The sequence below is a fragment of the Kitasatospora sp. NBC_00458 genome, from assembly GCF_036013975.1.
Lineage (GTDB): Bacteria > Actinomycetota > Actinomycetes > Streptomycetales > Streptomycetaceae > Kitasatospora.
The window spans coordinates 237602-252657 of sequence record NZ_CP107904.1; the positions used below are offsets into that span (position 1 = coordinate 237602).

General features: G+C 75.1%; 14 protein-coding genes. 12 read left to right on the plus strand and 2 right to left on the minus strand.

Features of this window, described 5'->3' with window-relative positions; genetic code table 11:
• Window positions 1-129 precede the first annotated feature (129 nt).
• A complete protein-coding gene (qcrB, locus tag OG550_RS01075; protein WP_327673485.1) occupies window positions 130-1782 on the plus strand; it encodes a cytochrome bc1 complex cytochrome b subunit in 1653 nt (550 codons plus the stop codon).
• A gap of 140 nt (window positions 1783-1922) precedes the next feature.
• Here qcrB and OG550_RS01080 read toward each other — a convergent pair whose 3' ends face one another.
• The gene (locus tag OG550_RS01080) at window positions 1923-2336 is read right to left on the minus strand and encodes a hypothetical protein (protein WP_327673487.1); all 414 of its coding nucleotides are present in this window, start codon (window positions 2334-2336) and stop codon (window positions 1923-1925) included.
• A 328-nt stretch (window positions 2337-2664) separates the two neighbouring features.
• On the opposite strand from OG550_RS01080, the gene OG550_RS01085 reads away from it, so the two are divergent.
• From OG550_RS01085 to OG550_RS01130, 10 genes are all read left to right on the plus strand, one after another.
• Entirely contained in the window at window positions 2665-3099 is a 435-nt protein-coding gene (locus tag OG550_RS01085; RefSeq protein WP_327673488.1) for a hypothetical protein, read from the plus strand.
• Entirely contained in the window at window positions 3096-4205 is a 1110-nt protein-coding gene (locus OG550_RS01090; RefSeq protein ID WP_327673490.1) for a polyprenyl synthetase family protein, read from the plus strand. The genes OG550_RS01085 and OG550_RS01090 overlap by 4 nt, the downstream gene beginning before the upstream one ends.
• Before the next feature lie 127 nt (window positions 4206-4332).
• A complete protein-coding gene (locus tag OG550_RS01095; RefSeq protein WP_327673492.1) occupies window positions 4333-5001 on the plus strand; it encodes a cupin domain-containing protein in 669 nt (222 codons plus the stop codon).
• On the plus strand, window positions 4998-6203 hold the full coding sequence (locus tag OG550_RS01100) for a hypothetical protein (RefSeq protein ID WP_327673494.1): 1206 nt from the start codon (window positions 4998-5000) through the stop codon (window positions 6201-6203). The genes OG550_RS01095 and OG550_RS01100 overlap by 4 nt, the downstream gene beginning before the upstream one ends.
• Window positions 6200-7369 carry a hypothetical protein gene (locus OG550_RS01105; protein WP_327673496.1) on the plus strand — a complete coding sequence of 390 codons (1170 nt, stop codon included), beginning with the start codon at window positions 6200-6202 and terminating at the stop codon, window positions 7367-7369. The genes OG550_RS01100 and OG550_RS01105 overlap by 4 nt, the downstream gene beginning before the upstream one ends.
• Window positions 7366-8229 carry a hypothetical protein gene (locus OG550_RS01110; protein ID WP_327673498.1) on the plus strand — a complete coding sequence of 288 codons (864 nt, stop codon included), beginning with the start codon at window positions 7366-7368 and terminating at the stop codon, window positions 8227-8229. Before OG550_RS01105 ends, OG550_RS01110 begins: the two co-directional genes overlap by 4 nt.
• Window positions 8230-8269: 40 nt before the next feature.
• The gene (locus OG550_RS01115) at window positions 8270-8818 is read left to right on the plus strand and encodes a hypothetical protein (protein WP_327673500.1); all 549 of its coding nucleotides are present in this window, start codon (window positions 8270-8272) and stop codon (window positions 8816-8818) included.
• Window positions 8819-8866: 48 nt separating this feature from the next.
• The gene (locus tag OG550_RS01120) at window positions 8867-10636 is read left to right on the plus strand and encodes an asparagine synthase (protein WP_327673502.1); all 1770 of its coding nucleotides are present in this window, start codon (window positions 8867-8869) and stop codon (window positions 10634-10636) included.
• A 106-nt stretch (window positions 10637-10742) separates the two neighbouring features.
• Window positions 10743-12086, plus strand: a complete 1344-nt coding sequence (locus OG550_RS01125; RefSeq protein WP_327673504.1) for an aldehyde dehydrogenase family protein — start codon at window positions 10743-10745, stop codon at window positions 12084-12086.
• A 72-nt stretch (window positions 12087-12158) separates the two neighbouring features.
• On the plus strand, window positions 12159-12494 hold the full coding sequence (locus OG550_RS01130) for a hypothetical protein (protein ID WP_327673506.1): 336 nt from the start codon (window positions 12159-12161) through the stop codon (window positions 12492-12494).
• Window positions 12495-12503: 9 nt separating this feature from the next.
• Here OG550_RS01130 and OG550_RS01135 read toward each other — a convergent pair whose 3' ends face one another.
• A complete protein-coding gene (locus OG550_RS01135) occupies window positions 12504-14189 on the minus strand; it encodes an outer membrane protein assembly factor BamB family protein (protein WP_327673508.1) in 1686 nt (561 codons plus the stop codon).
• 145 nt (window positions 14190-14334) lie between these two features.
• On the opposite strand from OG550_RS01135, the gene OG550_RS01140 reads away from it, so the two are divergent.
• Window positions 14335-14991: an NADPH-dependent F420 reductase gene (locus OG550_RS01140; protein WP_327683621.1), complete on the plus strand. Its 657-nt coding sequence runs from the start codon at window positions 14335-14337 to the stop codon at window positions 14989-14991.
• The last annotated feature ends 65 nt before the right edge of the window (window positions 14992-15056 follow it).

Here is a 15056-nt window from a genome sequence, read left to right on the forward strand (position 1 = left end):
GGCGGATCCGCGCGTCGGCGTTCCCGGCACCCCCGCATCGAGAGGTCCGATGATCACATCACTCCGCCGGCCGGCAGCTCTGCCGCCGGGCGTCCAGGACGTTCCGCAGCGGACGCCGGGGAGCCCGTCGTGAGAGCCGGCCGGCAGCCGAGCCCGGCGCCCGTCACCAGCACCCGCGCGGCGCCCGCCAACAAGGCCGAGGCGCTCGTCGACTGGGCCGACGGGCGACTCGGCATCTACGCCCTGTCCAAGTCCAACCTGCGCAAGATCTTCCCGGACCACTGGTCCTTCATGCTGGGCGAGATCTGCCTCTACACCTTCGTCATCATCATCCTGACCGGGGTCTGGCTGACGCTGTTCTTCGTCCCCTCGATGGGCGAGGTCATCTACGAGGGCTCGTACGTGCCCCTCAGGGGCATCCCGATGTCGGAGGCCTTCGCCTCCACGATGGAGATCAGCTTCGACCTCCGCGGCGGCCTGCTGATCCGGCAGATCCACCACTGGGCCGCCATCGTCTTCGTCGCGGCCATGTTCGTGCACATGATGCGCGTCTTCTTCACCGGGGCGTTCCGCAAGCCGCGCGAGATCAACTGGCTGTTCGGGGCACTACTGCTGTTCCTCGGCATGTTCGACGGGTTCATGGGCTACTCGCTGCCCGACGACCTGCTCTCCGGCACCGGCATCCGGTTCATGGAGGGCGCGGTCCTCGCCGTGCCGATCGTCGGGACGTACCTCCAGTTCTTCATCTTCGGCGGCGAGTTCCCGGGCGTGGTGATCATCCCCCGGCTGTTCACCGTGCACATCCTGCTGATCCCCGGGATCATGCTGGGGCTGCTGGTGGCCCACCTGATCCTGGTCTTCTACCACAAGCACACCCAGTTCGCCGGGCCCGGCCGGACCAACTCGAACGTGGTCGGGATGCCGCTGATGCCCGTCTACATGGCGAAGGCGGGCGGCTTCTTCTTCCTGGTGTTCGGCGCCGTCTCCGCGATGGCGGCGATCGCGACCGTCAACCCGATCTGGCTGTACGGTCCGTACCGGCCCGACCAGGTCTCCACGGACGCCCAGCCGGACTGGTACATGGGCTTCTCCGAGGGCCTGATCCGGATCATGCCGGGCTGGGAGATCGGGCTCTGGGGCCACACCCTCAACATGGGTGTCTTCGTACCGCTGATGATCTTCCCGATGGTCCTGATGGCGATCTGGTCCTACCCCTTCCTTGAGGCGTGGATCACCGGCGACCGGCGCGAGCACCACATCGCCGACCGGCCCCGCAACGCCCCGGTGCGCACCGCGTTCGGCGCCGCCTGGATCAGCCTCTACCTGATCCTGCTGGCCGGCGGCGGCAACGACCTGCTGGCCACGCACTTCCACCTGTCGATCAACGCGATCACCAACGCGGTCCGGATCGGGTTCTTCGTCGTCCCGGTGGTGGTCTTCGTCATCACCAAGCGGTGGTGCCTGGGCCTCCAGCGGCGGGACAAGGAGAAGGTCCTGCACGGGCGGGAGACCGGCGTCATCAAGCGGCTCCAGCACGGCGAGTTCGTCGAGATCCACGCGCCGCTGCCGCAGGGCCGGCTGTACACCCTCACCTCGCACGACCAGCCGCAGCCCGTGGACCTGCCGGCCGAGGTGGACGAGAACGGGGTGGCCCGCAAGCTCGGACTGCTGGCACGCACCCGTGCCAAGCTCTCCCGCGGCTTCTACGGCTCGGGCAGCCAGATCGCCAAGCCGACGGTCGAGGAGCACGACGAGATCACCAGCGGCCACGGGCACCACTGACCCGGACGCCCCGCACCGGCGGGCCCGCCGCACCCCGTGGGTGTGCGGCGGGCCCGCCCGTCGTTCCCGGCCGGGCGGGGTTCCGCCAGCCGGACGGGGCTCCGTCAACCGGGCGGGGCTCCGTCAGCCGGACGGGGGCGTCAGCCGTGCAGGGCGGCCGGGAGGGCCGCGAGCAGCGCCGCCGCCAGGGCCACCGAGAGGCAGACGGCCGCCCAGCGGGCACAGATCCGGCGGCACTCGGAGCGGTAGCGGGCGGCCAGCTGCCGGCACCGCTCGACCGCCCGGTCGACGACCTCCTCGGCGTACCGCAGCCGGTCGTCCGCGTAGGCGCGCTCCAGGGCCTCCCGGTCGTCCGGCGCGAGCCAGGGGAACCGGTCGGCGAAGGCCCGGGCGTCCCGTTCGGCCGCCGCCACCTCCGCCTCCCAGGCGAGATAGCCCTCCAGCCGGGCGATCTCCACCCGGGCGTCCACCGCCGGCCCGCCCGCGCGCGGGTCCGTCGCCCGCCTGCCCGGCCGGGCGTTCCGCGCCTTCGGCGGGCGCTGCCTGCCACCCATGACCGCTCCTTGTCCCGTCGTCGTCCCAGCACCCCCCGGCGCGGACCGCTCCGCAGCCACGCAACTACTATCAGTGACCGGTGGCGGGCGGCGCCCGACTCGCCGGACCGCAGCCCGCCCGGCCCGCGGCGACCGGGCGCGCGGAACGCGGCGCGCGCCGGGGTGGCTCCGGCGCACGTCAGCGGGGGTGCGCACGGGCGTGGCGCCGCCGAAAGGATGGACACGCTCCGCACATGGCCGTGTACCATCAGCGATCGAGACCGGCGCCCTGCCCGCGTCGGCCCGGCCGCCCCGGCCCCGCCCGGAGCGCGAACCCAGGAGGTCAGCCATGCCCGACGCCGGTCGGTTCAGCGAGTTGGGCGAGCAGGGCTCGCGCGCGGTCATGGAGGCCGCGGCCGTCCTGGAACGCGAGCTCTCCGCCGGGCTGGCGGACGCCAAGGCGGCCACCGCCCGGCTGACCGGCGAACACCGCGTGGACCAGGAGGAGTTCGACCGACTGGTCCGCCGGGTCTCGGAGAACACCCACCAGCTGATCGACGCGGTCAGCACCCGGGTCCTCGCCAGTACCACCGGCGAGGTGTCCGACCAGGCCGAGCGCCTCACCGCCAACGCCCACGACGTCCTCGACCTGCTGCTGAACCTCAGCAGCCTCGCCCCGGGCCTCGCCAACCGCACCCTGCAGGGCGCCTTCGGCCCGCAGCGCCGTTCGGGCGAGCGCGCCGAAGGCACCGGCGGCGGGTCGGCCGAGCGGCCGGAGGGGTGAGCACGGCGGCCGGCCCCGCGGCCGTCGGGGCGCCGCTGGTCGAACGGGTCCTCGCCCGGTACCGCGAACGGACCGTCACCGAACTGCTCCGCCACATCCCCGAGCAGAGCCCGCCCTACCTCTACGAGCTCACCGCCGACTACCCGGCCCGGCCCTGCAAGGGCCTGCGCGCGGCCCTCTGCCTGGCCACCTGCACCGCCTTCGGCGGCTCCCCCGGGCGGGCCCTCAACCCCGCGGTCACCGTCGAGCTGTTCCACAACGCCTTCCTGATCCACGACGACATCCAGGACGGCAGCGAGCTGCGCCGCGGCGCGCCCACGCTCCCCACCCGGTACGGCGTCGAGGTGGCCCTGAACGTCGGCAACGCCACCCACCTGCTCGGACTGCGCAGGGTCATGGCCAACCGGCGCGGCCTGGGCGGCGAACTGGCCTGGCGGCTGTTCGAGGAGACCGAGCTGATGTGCCGGCAGTCGCTGGAGGGCCAGGCGATGGAGATCGGCTGGATCAGGGACAACGTCTGCGAGCTGACGGCCACCGACTACTACCGGATGTGCCTCAAGAAGACGTCCTGGTACACCTTCCTCTACCCGTGCCGCTCCGGACTGCTGGTCGCCCGGGGCGCCGGCACGGACGCCAGCCGGCTCGACCGCTTCGGCTGGTACCTCGGCGCCGCCTTCCAGATCCAGGACGACGTGCTCAACCTGATCGGCACCGCCGAGGAGTACGGCAAGGAGATCGCCGGGGACCTCTGGGAGGGCAAGCGGACCCTCATGCTGATCCACCTGCTGGAGCGCTGCACCGCCGCCGAACGGGCCCGCGTCGTCCGGTACCTGAGCCGCACCCGGTCCCAGCGCGGCCCCGGGGCGGCCGAGGACGTCCGCTGGCTGCTCGACCGGATGACGGCCTACGACTGCGTGGCGCACGCGCAGGAGGCCGCCGCCGGGCTGGTCGCCGCCGCCCGGCGGGAGATCGAGAGCGTCCTCGCGGACGTGCCCCCGGCCGGGCCCGAACCGGCCGCGGAGGACCCCGAAGCGGCCCTGGAGGCCACCGAGGCGCGGGAGTTCCTGCTGGCCCTGCCCGGGTTCGTGGTCGCCCGCGGCCGCTGACCCTTGCGCGTTCACCCACCCTGCGTAAGATCCACAAGGCCGGCCCCGGACGGCGGGAACCGACCACCGGCCGGCCGACGTCACCGGGGGTGACGTCGCTGCGGTCAACGTGGGGGTGGGGTGGCCGATGTCCATGGAATCCGGCCTGCGCGAGCTCGAACGGCTCGCCGGGCGACTGCCGGGCGGGGTCGACCTGTACCGGCTCCGGCCCGACGGCCGCGTCCTGCTCGCCGACCGGGACGGCGCACGGGAACTCGGCCCGGACGCCGCCCACGGACCGGCGGGCGAGGAGCTGCTCCGCTTCATCGACGAGGGCCAGTTCGCCCACTACCTGGTCGGCGACGCCAAGACCTCGCCCGAACGGCCGTCCAACGCCACCTACAAGCTCGGCATCGTCGCGCCGCGCAGCGCCTTCACCCCGCACGCCCACGGCGGCGAGCACCTGGTGCTCAGCCTCGGCCACGCCGCCTGCGGCCTGTACGACGCCGAACGGCGCCGGGTGGTGAACGTCCCGCTGACGCCCGGACTGCTGATCCGGATCCCCGAACTGATGCCGCACTCCTTCGCCAACCGGGGCGACGAACCGCTCAACATCCTCGCCGCGAACACCGGTTACGGCATCGACCACGAGGACTACGCGATCACCGCCGCCGAGGCCGAACGCCGGCAGGAGACCGAACTCGCCGAGGCGCTGCGCGCGGTGGAGCGCGGGCAGCAGGTGGGCGGGGTCAGCCCCCGGGAGCGGCTCGCCGCCCGGCTGCGCCGGCTGGCGGCGGCCCTGGAGGTGCCGCGGTGATCTGCCCGCACTGCCGGCAGCAGCTGCTGCACCGCGAACGCTACGGCCGCCGCTGCGGCCGGTGCCGCCGCGAGTTCGCGCTGGAACCGAAACTCGACCAGGGCCTGCACGACCTCCGGGTGATGCAGCACGCCGCCCGGCTCACCGACGGCGGCCGCCTCCTCTGCACCACCGACCAGCTGCGCTGGTCCCTCGTGAAGCGGCAGCAGCCCCGGGCCCTCCCGGACAAGGCGCCCGCGGAACCGCCCGCACCCGTCGCCGACACCGACAGCCCGGGCTGCGCGGCGGCGGGCGCGGCCGTCCCGCTGACCGTCGCCGCCCTCTGGGCCGTCCTCGCGCCCGCGTACCCGCTCCTCGCCCTCGCACCGGCCGCGTTCGGCCTGTGGTTCCTGTTCGGCCTGCTGGTCATCGCCGTGGAACGCCGGCAGCTCCCGCGCAAGCGCCGGGAGTGGCAGCGGTCGCACGACCGGTGGACCGAACACCTCCGGGAGTGGCAGCACGAGCAGCGGCGCTGGACCGAACCCCTCGTGACCCCCGTCGACCTGACGGCCCAGCAGGTGCGGTCCTCCCTCATGCACTCCTGGAAGAGCACCTACGGCGCCCTGCCCGAGGGCGTGGTCGACGAGTCGACCGTCCGGCCGGCCCGCCCGCCCGGCGCCCCGGCGCTCGCCGTGCTCTGCCCGGACCCGACGGTGACGGCCTTCCTGCACGCCAACGGCTTCCCCGGGCGCCACGACGCACTGCTCGTGCGCACCCCGGAGGAGATACCCGCCGGACTCCCCGTGGTCGTCCTGCACGACGCCTCCCCGCAGGGCCTGCTGCTCGTCGCCGACACCCGGGCCGCGCTCCCCGGCCGGCGGGTCGTCGACGCCGGACTGTCGGCCCGCACCGTGCTCGCCGAACCGACGCGGACGGTCCAGCTGTACACCCGTCAGCAGCGCGCGGTGCTCGCGGAACAGCTGGCGCGGATACCGGGACTCACCGACGCCGAACGCACCTGGTACGAGAAGGGCCTGTCGAGCCCGATCGCCGCCCAGCCGCCCAAGCGGGTGATGGCGGCCGCCGAACGGGCCGCCGAACGCGCACGGGGACGCGACCTGGGCTTCCTGAGCTGGCCGGCCCCACCGGCCGGACCCGCCCCGGCGGTGCCGCCCGCCCGCCCGGCGGACCTGGGCAAGGCGACACCGGAGGCGCCACGATGATCTGTCCGCACTGCGCGAAGAGCCTGCAACAGCGCGAACGCGGCGGGCACCGCTGCTCCTACTGCCGCAAGGAATTCGCCCTCGACCCGAAGTCGGAGGGCACCGGGCTCCACGACCTGCGGATCCGCAAGCTCACCGCCAGACTCACCCTGGACGGCCGGCTCGCCTGCACCACCGGCCAGTTGCGGTACGCCCTGCAGCGGCGCGGACGGCCCGACCCGGCCTTCCTCGGCAACCGCGGCGGAGGCTCGTGCCTCGCCGTGCTCGGCCTCGCCGCCATCGTCGTCGGCGCGGCCCTGAACGGGACCCTCACCGTGCTCCTGGTACTCGGCGGCCTGGTCCTGATCGGCACCGGCGTCCGGATGTTCCGGCTCGCCGACACGCCCGCGCCACCCGTGCCGATCGAGCTGCGCTGGGACGCCGACGGCTTCCGGCGGACCGTGGTCGACCGGTGGAAGAAGGTCTACGGCACGCTCCCGGCCGGGCTGGTCGAGGACGAGCTGCTCCGGCCGGGACCGCCGCCCGCCGACCCCGCGTTCGTGCTGCTCTGCCCGGACCGGACGGTCACCGCGTTCCTGCACGCCAACGACTACCCGCGCCGCCACCGCGCGCTGCTCGCCGCCGACCTGCGCGCCGTCCCCGCCGGACCGCCCGTGGTGGTGCTGCACGACGCCTCCCCGCAGGGCCTGCTGCTCGTCGCCGACACCCGCGCCGCACTGCCCGGCCGCCGGGTGCTCGACGCGGGCCTCCCGGTGCGCACCGTCCTCGTCGACCAGGACAAGTACGTCCTGCTGCGCGACCCGCACCGCCCCGAGGAGTTGCAGGTGCGGCTGGAGCGGACCGTACCGGGGCTGACCGCCACCGAGCTGACCTGGTTCGCCGAGGGCTGGTGGAGCCCGCTCGCCGCACTGCCGCCCAAGCGGCTGATGGCCGTCGCCCTCCGGGCCGCCGAACGGGCCGGCGGGGCGCACCCGGCACACGGCCGCGGCACGGCGGGCGGGCCGGGCGCACCGGGCGGCCTCGTCAAGGCCCCGGCGGCCCGGCGGCCCGAACCCGCCGAGAGCCCCGCCGAGACCCGTCGACGCGCCCTCGCCGTCGGCTTCCTGACCTGGCCCGACGACCGGCCCGGCAACGGGCCCGGGCCCGCCGAGAAGGGCACCGCATGACCCCGCGTCCACTGCTGGACGGAGCACTGACCGTCGCCGCCGCCCGGGCCGGAGCACCCGGCGGACTGCGCTACACCGAACGCCAGCTCTACTACGAACTGTGCCGGGTGCTCCAGCCGCTGCACGCCGGCCCGCGCCGGATCCCGTACACCCTGGCGCCGCCGGTGCGGTACGGCCGCTTCGCCACCGCGCTCGCCGCCCGGCGCGACGGGCTGCCGGGCCTGCTGCCACCGCTGGAGCCCGGGGCGACGGTCGCACCGCGCGCCCGGGTCGCCGCCGAGGCGGACCTGTACGACTACGGGCTCCCCCGGCTGCTGGTCTGCCAGAGCCCCGAGATCTCCGCCATGCTGATCGCCAACGACCTCCACCTGGAGGCCGCCTGTCCCGTCGTCCCCGCCTCCGGCCTGCCGCTCGACCCGCGGCTGACGGCCGCGCTGGCCCGGGCGGGCGGCGCCGTGGTGCACGTGCTGCACGACGCCAGCCCCACCGGCCTGGCCTGCTTCGAACAGGTCCGGGCGGAGTACGGCACCGCGGCGGGCGCCGGCGGAGCGGACGGCACCGCCGGCGTGCGGGTGCGCTCGATGGGCCTCGTCCCCCGGCACGCCGCCGCCCTCCACCTGACCTCCGGCCGCGGCCCGCAGGCCCACCGGGGCCCGCTGCCCGCCGGGCTGCGCCCCGAGGAACGGGCCTGGCTCGGCAGCGGCCGGACCATCGAACTGGCCGCCGTGGCGCCGGCCCGGTTGCTGCACACCGTGATCCGCCAGGTCCGCGGCACCGCCGCCGGACCGCGCCGCACGCCGCTGCGGAGCCGGGTCCGCAGCGCACGGGAGGCCGGCTTCCTCAGCTGGCCCACCGCCTGACCACCCGCCCCGTCCCCGACGCGTGAGGACCCCTCGACCCATGAGCAACGCCCGCCACCTCGGCTACCGCGACGAACTGCTGGCCGACGGCCAGCTGCACCGGCGGTACGAGGACGGCCGCAGCGAGTGGCGCCGGCGCGGCGCCGGCCACCTCGTCCACTGGCACGACAGCCTCGGCCGGTCCGGCACCGACGAACGGCTCGGCCGGGACCTCGTCAAACGGCGCCACGGCGACGGCACCACCGAGTACGGCCGCGACATCGGGTACGGGCGCACCGTCTGGGCCGGCGGACTGGTCACCGTCAACCGGACCTCCTTCAGCGGGCGGCTCGGCGTGGTCGTCGGCGCCCTCGGCGTGGCCGGCGTCGCGGCGGTCACCGCCGCACAGCTCCCGCCCGCGGCGCTGACCGAGGAGGAAGAGGAGGAGCTGCGCCAGGAGGCGCAGCGGCAGCGGACCGACAGCGGCGGCGGTGGCGACGGCGGGGGTGGTGGCGACGGCGGGGGCGCCACCGAGGCCGACTGGGGCGACTCCGACGACGGCTGGGACGGCTCGGCCGACGACGGCTGGGACGGCGACGACTTCGGCTGAGCCCGCCCCGCCCCCGCACGACCCCCCGACGAAAGGCACCGCCCACCCATGCCCCGCTGCTGCGCCTGCGCCGGCCCCGACGCCGACCGGGCCCGCTCCCACCTCTCCGCGCTCACCGGCACCCCGGACCGGACCGGCGCCCCGGACCCGGCCGACGCGGCCGGCCGGGGCGGTCAGGCCGCCCTCGTCCACGGTGAACCCGGCTTCGCCACCGGCCCGTTCACCGTCGACGGCGCCACCGCCGTCGGCGAGGTCACCCTGCACAACCGGCCCGAACTGCTCGACGCGCTCGCCACCGCCGGCTCCCCCGTGCCCGCGGCCTGCCCGGACGGCGAACTGCTGCTGCGGCTGTGGCTGCGGCTCGGCGCCGACGGGGTCCGGCGCGCCGACGGCATGTTCGCGCTCGCCGTGGTCGACGGACCCGACCTCGTCCTGATCCGCGACCACACCGGCGCCCGCACCCTCTTCTACGCCCGCGCCGACGGCTGCTGGGCCGCGTCCACCTCGCTGCGCGCGCTGCGCCGCTGGCCCGCGCTCGGCACCGGGCTCAACCTGGCCGCCGTCCGGTCCTTCCTCACCTTCGCCTACCTGCCCGGCGAGGAGACCCTGCTGCGCGGCGTCCACGAGGCGCTGCCCGGACGGATCCTGCGGCTCGCCGCCGACGGCTCCACGCACCAGGACCCCTACTGGGAACCGGCCGAACTGCTCGCCGAGGACGGCCTCCTCCCGCCCGCCGGGTACGCCCGGGAGCTGCGCGCCCTGCTGGAGCGGGCCACCGGGCGCCGGCTGCCCGCGGGCGAGGCGGTCGCGGTCCTGCTCTCCGGCGGCGTCGACAGCTCCCTGGTCACCGCGCTCGCCGCCCGCCTGCACGACCGGCCCGTGCACACCTACTCGATCAGCTTCGGCGACCGGCTCCCCAACGAGCTCGGCTACTCCGGCCTGGTCGCCGGCCACTGCGGCACGACCCACCGGGTCCTCACCGTCTCCGGCGAGGAGGTCGCCGCCCGGCTCGCCGACACCGTCGCGCTGCTCGACAGCCCGGTCGGCGACCCGCTGACCGTGCCCAACCTGATGCTCGCCGAGGCCGTCGCGGGCGACGGGATCACCGTCTCGCTCAACGGCGAGGGCGGCGACCCGGTGTTCGGCGGGCCGAAGAACCTGCCGATGCTGGTCCACGAGATGCACCGGGACGACCCCGACCCCGAGGCGCGCGCCGAGGCGTACCTGCGGTCCTACCGCAAGTGCTACGAGGACCTGCCCCGGCTGCTCACCCCGGCGGCGCTGCGGGCGCTGGCCGGCGAACCGCAGCCGCGCCGCTTCGTCGCCCCGTACCTGCGGCCCGGGCCGATGCACACGCTGCTCAACCAGCTGCTCCACTGCAACCTGCGGACCAAGGGCGCCCACCACATCCTCACCAAGGTCGAGCGGCTGACCGCCTCGCAGGGCGTGCAGGGGCGCTCCCCGCTCTTCGACCGGCACGTCGTCGACCACGCCTTCGCCACCCCGCCGACGCTCAAGCTCCACGGCACGGTGGAGAAGTGGGTGCTCAAGGAGGCCGTCCGCGACCTGCTGCCGGCGGCCGTCGTCGACCGGCCGAAGAGCGGCATGCGGGTGCCGGTCCAGCAGTGGCTGCACGGGCCGCTGCGCGACCTCTCCGGCGACCTGCTGCTCGGCCGCGCCTCCCGTGAGCGCGGCCTGGTCCGGCCCGACACCGTGCGCACCTGGATGCGGCGCGAGGGCACCCTGCTGCCGCGCCAGGGCGGCAAGCTCTGGCTGGTGCTCACGCTCGAACTCTGGTTGCGCGCCTACGACCTGTGAGGCCGTACGGCCTCCGAGGCCGGAGTCCCCGCCCGGGACCGCACCCCGTCCGCCCCGTCCGCCCCGCAATCCCAGCTGCAGCTGCCCAGGCCCGGGAGGCCCGCCCATGGAAGCGTCGACCGAACCGTCGATCCACCTGACCGACCCGCGCACCGGCCACACCCGCGGCACCCTGGTGCCCGCCCGCGCCGGGCGGGTCGCCGAGACCGTCGCCCGGGCCCGGGCCGCCGCCCCCGGCTGGCGCGCGCTCACCCCGCGCGAGCGCGAACGCCGCCTCGACGCCCTCGCCGACCTCGTCGAACGGCACCTGACCGAGTACACCGTGCTGGAACAGGCCGGCACCGGCAAGCCCGAGGCGGAGGCGGCCGGCGAGATACACCAGGTCGCCGACCTGTTCCGGTTCTACGCGGGCGCGGCCCGGACCGGCAGCGCGCCCGCCGCCGGCCGCTACCTGCCCGGCCACGAGAGCTGGGTGCGGTGGGAGCCGATCGGCGTCGTCGCCGCCGTCGTCCCGTGGAACTACCCGCTGCTGATGGCCGCCTGGCGGTGCGCCCCGGCGCTCGCCGCGGGCAACACCGTGGTCGTCAAACCCGCCGAGACCACCCCCGACTCGGCCGCCCTGCTCGCCGCCCACGCGGCCGAGGCCCTCGGTGAGGACGTGCTCACGGCCCTGCCCGGCGACCGGGAGACCGGGCGCCTGCTGGTCACCGCCGACGTCGACCTGGTCGCCTTCACCGGCAGCGCCGCCGCCGGCGCCGACATCGCGGCCCGGGCCGGCCACCGGCGGGTCAGCCTGGAACTGGGCGGCAACAGCCCCGTCCTGGTCCTGCCCGACGCCCCCGCGCACACCTGGTCCGCCCTCGCCGACGCCTGCACCTACAACGCCGGCCAGAGCTGCGCCGCCCCCGCCCGCGTGATCACCCTGTCCGACGACTACGAGCACGTCCTCGCCTCGCTGACCGCCGCCTTCGCCGAGCGGCAGGCCGGCCGCGACTTCGGCCCGCTCAACAACCCCGACCAGGCGGCCCGCTACGACCGCATCCTGGCCGCCTCCGCCGCCAAGCGCTCGACCGCCGCGCCCGGCCGCACCGACGGCCTCTGGCGCCCGGCCCGCCTGCTCGCCGACCTCCCGGACGACGACCCCGCCGTGCTGGAGGAGGTCTTCGGCCCGCTGCTGACCGTCCAGCACGCCCCCACCGCCGAGGAGGCCCTGGCCCTCGCCAACGCCGTCCCGCAGGCGCTCGCCGCGAGCGTCTGGACCCGCGACCTGGCCACCGCCCTGGACCTCACCGCCCGTCTGGAGGCGGGCGAGGCGTGGATCAACTGCCACCTCGTCCAGACCGCCGAACTCCCCCACGGCGGACGCGGCGCCTCCGGCCACGGCACCGACCTGTCCGTCCTCGCCCTCCAGGAGTACCAGCGCCCCAAGACGGTGACCGCCCGGCTCTGAGTACTTCGTGCACGGGGTACCGAGTACCCGTGCTCTGACGGGGCGGCGCGGCGGCCGGGCAGGATCGCCGGTATGACGAAGACGGTGGCCCGGTCGCGGGTCGAGTGGTGGCGTGCACCGATGGTGTCGACCCTGGTGACGGGGCTCTGCCTGCCGATCCTGCTCTTCCTCCGGGGGCTGGCCGAGATGGCCCTCGATCCGTGTCCGTCCGAGCCCGGGTCCTGCCCGGCGACCCGTCACGGCCTGGCGTTCGCGGACGGGTGCCTCACGGCCACGCTGGTGCTGCTGGTGGTCCAGTGGCCGGTCGCGTTCCTGCTGCGACCGGCCCGGGTCTGGGCCGCCCTGGCACCCGGGACCGCCCTGTTCCTCGGTGTGGTGACGGTCTTCGGCGTCCAGCCGGGGCAGTGAGCGGACGGGTCAGGCGAAGGAGCCCGGGCGGCCGAGGGCGACCAGGTGGTGGTCCTTGGTGCCGACGTAGATGCGGCCCTTGTCGGTGGCCGGGACGGAGAACTTGCTGACCGTGCCGAGCGGGAAGGAGCGGCGCAGCCTGAGGACCCCGTCGACCGGGACGGGGTCGTAGGCGCGCAGTTCGCCGCCCTCGCCGTACTGGCCGGTGCCGGACCAGATCACCCAGACCAGGGCCGACCCGGAGCGGGTGCCGTCCGAGGTGACGACGGGTGAGCCGGACATCTTCAGGAAGTCCTCGGCGCTGGTGCCGGCGCTGCTGAGCTTCGGGGTCCCGGCGGCGTCGACCGAGTACCGCAGGGCGCGCAGCTTGCCGAAGTTCTCGACGGTGTAGACGTAGCCGCCGTCGCCGCCCCAGACGGCCGGGTGGCCCCAGACGCCGCCGTGGGGGCCGGTGAGGCCGACCACCTTGTCCGTCCCGCCCGGTCCCTGGCCCATGCCGCCCAGGTCGTCGCGGTCGAGCAGGAAGATCCGGCCGTCCTTGCCGACCTGGACGAGCAGGCGAGGGTGGGCGGGGGTGCCGAAGGTGGACGGGAGGGCGACGGGCCCGCCGGAGCCCAGGTCGGTGTCCCGCTTGTCGAGGGTGGCGTTGTTGCTCGGGCTGAAGAAGTCCACCGGGGCGAAGCCGCCGTCCTCGTCGACGGCGAAGCGGATCACCGACTCGCCGAGGCCGCCGGGGGGCCGGTCGCCGGGGCCGGCGGCGGGTGAGGCGCCGGCCCCCTGGCCGTTGGCGGTGGTGAGGAAGAACCGGCCGGGGCCGTCCGAGACGAGGCCGCTGCCGGCCATCCAGATCGAGGCGCGCTGGGTGTCGGAGCCGGCGACGGTGGAGAACAGGGTGAGTTTGCGGGTGCGGGTGTCGAGGCCGGCCAGGGTGCCGATGTAGTCGCCGATGCCGCAGAGGGAGCCGAAGCCGAAGTAGAGCCGGCCGTCGAGGAGCAGCAGTCCGGGGCGCTGGAGGGAGCGGTAGGCGTTGAACGGCTTGCCGGGGGCGTTGACCGGGTCGCCCTGGACGGTGACGGGCCAGCCGCTGCGCTCGGCGCCGGTCTGGGCGTCGACGGCGTGCACGTAGTAGTGCGGGTGCTTGTCGTCGGGGCCGTCGTCGACCTTGCTGGTGAGGTAGACGGTGCCGGTGGCGGGGTCGTACACGGGGGTGGAGGTGGTGCCGACGTTCGGGCCGGGGTCGGAGCAGCCGATGGCGGCGGAGGCCCAGGCCGGTCCCATCTGGCGGTGCCAGGTGATCTTCCCGGTGCCGGCGGCGATGCCGTAGACGTGGTTGGTCTCGGTGGCGACGACGACGGTCGGGCCGATGACGAGGGGCTGGGCGAAGACCTGTCCGTCCAGCGGGGTGGAGAAGCGGACGCCGAAGTCGGACTTGCCGACCTCCGCCGGGCTCAGCGCGGGTTCGTCGCGGTCCCAGGCGGTGCGGTCGTTGGAGAAGGAGATGGTGCCGACGTCGGCGCGGGCGGTGCCGGCGGCGGCGGGGGCGAGCAGGGCGAGGCCGGTGAGCACGGCGGCGGCGCGCGGCAGCCGGCGGGGGCGCGGACGGCGGCGCGCCGCGGGGCGCGGGAGGGTGGTCCCGTGCGGGAGGACGGTTCCGTCCGGAGCGGTGGTCCGGTGCGGGCGGGGGGCTCGGTTCATGGCGCCCATGGTTCGGGCGCGAGGGTGGGGCCACCAGCGGGGGTGGTCCACTCGGCGGTCGGCCGTTCGCCCGATTCACCGGACACGCCGGGCGCACTGCTCTATCGTCGTCGCGGCAGGTTTCCGAGTGACGGGTGGTGCGGTTGTGCGGTACGGGGTCATTGGTACCGGTGGGGTTGGCCGGACGATTGCGGACAAGCTGGTGGCTCTCGGCCACGAGGTGACGCTGGGTTCGCGGACCAAGGCGAACGAGGCCGCGCTGGCCTGGGCCGAGCAGGCCGGGCCGAACGGGCACAACGGCACCTTCGCGGAGGCCGCCGAGTTCGGCGAGCGGGTGGTGAACGCGACCGCCGGCACGGTGGCGCTGGAGGCCCTGCGGGCGGCGGGCGCGGAGCGGCTCGGCGGGAAGGTCCTGCTGGACCTCTCCAACCCGCTGGTGTTCTCCCCCGAGGGCGCGCTGACGCTGGACCCGGTGAACACCGACAGCGTCGGCGAGCGGATCCAGCGCGAGTTCCCGCAGGCCCGGGTGGTGAAGGCGCTCAACACGCTGACCGCTCCGCTGATGGTGGACCCGGCCCGGCTGCCGGGTGAGCACAACGTCTTCGTGGCCGGTGACGACGCGGCCGCCAAGGCCGAGGTCGTGGCGCTGCTGGGCGAGTTCGGCTGGCCGGCGGATTCGGTGATCGACCTGGGGGACATCTCGGGCGCCCGGGCGCTGGAGATGACGATGCCGTTCTGGATCCGGCTGATGCAGGCCTTCGGGACGACGGAGTTCAACTACTCCTTCAAGCGCGCGCAGTAGCCGGAGCGCCGACGCAGCCGGAGCGCCGACACAGCCGGAGCGCCGACGCCCCCGCGCCCGCCCGT

Coding starts and splice junctions, on each gene's coding strand:
- OG550_RS01080 (WP_327673487.1), bottom strand. CDS start 2,336: ATGGGTGGCAGGCAGCGCCCGCCGAAGGCGCGGAACGCCCGGCCGGGC.
- OG550_RS01085 (WP_327673488.1), top strand. CDS start 2,665: ATGCCCGACGCCGGTCGGTTCAGCGAGTTGGGCGAGCAGGGCTCGCGC.
- OG550_RS01095 (WP_327673492.1), top strand. CDS start 4,333: ATGTCCATGGAATCCGGCCTGCGCGAGCTCGAACGGCTCGCCGGGCGA.
- OG550_RS01105 (WP_327673496.1), top strand. CDS start 6,200: ATGATCTGTCCGCACTGCGCGAAGAGCCTGCAACAGCGCGAACGCGGC.
- OG550_RS01110 (WP_327673498.1), top strand. CDS start 7,366: ATGACCCCGCGTCCACTGCTGGACGGAGCACTGACCGTCGCCGCCGCC.
- OG550_RS01115 (WP_327673500.1), top strand. CDS start 8,270: ATGAGCAACGCCCGCCACCTCGGCTACCGCGACGAACTGCTGGCCGAC.
- OG550_RS01120 (WP_327673502.1), top strand. CDS start 8,867: ATGCCCCGCTGCTGCGCCTGCGCCGGCCCCGACGCCGACCGGGCCCGC.
- OG550_RS01125 (WP_327673504.1), top strand. CDS start 10,743: ATGGAAGCGTCGACCGAACCGTCGATCCACCTGACCGACCCGCGCACC.
- OG550_RS01130 (WP_327673506.1), top strand. CDS start 12,159: ATGACGAAGACGGTGGCCCGGTCGCGGGTCGAGTGGTGGCGTGCACCG.
- OG550_RS01135 (WP_327673508.1), bottom strand. CDS start 14,189: ATGAACCGAGCCCCCCGCCCGCACCGGACCACCGCTCCGGACGGAACC.